Here is a 999-nt window from a genome sequence, read left to right on the forward strand (position 1 = left end):
TGTCAACGGCGGTGCAAAATCCGGCCACGCGGCGGCGCAAAACCAGGCCAGGTGGCAGTGGCCTGCGCCATGGCGCGCGCGCTTACCAATAGCTGGCGCGTGCCATGGCGCATTGGCCTCTTTGGGCCAAAACGAGCGATCTGATCTCAGGACTTTTGTTGCCGCTTTCGGGCAGTGCTGTTGGCGAGGCGATAGCTCTCGCCGTTCATCTCGAGGATGCTGACGTGGTGGGTCAGCCGGTCGAGCAGTGCGCCGGTGAGGCGCTCGGAGCCGAAGGTCTCGGTCCATTCATCGAAGGGCAGATTGCTGGTGATCAGGGTCGAGCCGCGCTCGTAGCGGTGCGAGATCAGCTCGAACAGCAACTCGGCGCCGGTCTTGGACAGCGGCACAAAGCCCAGTTCGTCGACGATCAGCAACTTGACGGCAGCCATCTGCTTCTGAAAGCGAAGCAGGCGACGTTCGTCGCGGGCCTCCATCAGTTCGTTGACCAGGGCTGCGGCGGTGGTGAAGCTGACCGACATGCCCTTCTGACAAGCCGCCAGCCCGAGGCCAAGGGCAATGTGCGTCTTGCCCGTGCCGCTTGGGCCAAGGGCAATGACGTTCTCGCGCCGCTCGATCCATTCGCAGCGGGCCAGTTCCAGCACCTGCATCTTGTTGAGCTTCGGGATGGCGCTGAAGTCGAAGCTGTCGAGGCTTTTGACCGTGGGGAATTTGGCGGCCTTGATGCGGCGCTCGACCATCCTCCGCTCCCGGTCGATCAACTCCAGTTCAACAAGCCGGGCGAGGTATCGGACATGATCCATGCCTTCGGCCGCACATTGCCGGGCCAGCTTCTGATGTTCCCGCAGGAACGTGGGCAGCTTCAGCGCCTTGAGGTGATGGGCGAGCAGGATTTCCGGACCATCGCTCATGCCGCGTCCTCCGCATCGCCCGACAACAACCGCATATAGGAGCCGGGCCTGGTTTTCTCGACTGTTGCCTTGGGTAGATAGGGATAAC

General features: G+C 62.4%; 1 protein-coding gene. It reads right to left on the bottom strand.

What is annotated here, in order from left to right; translation table 11 throughout:
• Positions 1-146 precede the first annotated feature (146 nt).
• Complete coding sequence (gene istB, locus ABD906_RS09810) at positions 147-911, bottom strand: IS21-like element helper ATPase IstB (RefSeq protein ID WP_028035775.1); 765 nt, start codon at positions 909-911, stop codon at positions 147-149.
• Positions 912-999: the final 88 nt, after the last annotated feature.

The organism is Chelativorans composti (assembly GCF_039541695.1).
GTDB lineage: Bacteria > Pseudomonadota > Alphaproteobacteria > Rhizobiales > Rhizobiaceae > Chelativorans > Chelativorans composti.

Coding starts and splice junctions, on each gene's coding strand:
- istB (WP_028035775.1), bottom strand. CDS start 911: ATGAGCGATGGTCCGGAAATCCTGCTCGCCCATCACCTCAAGGCGCTG.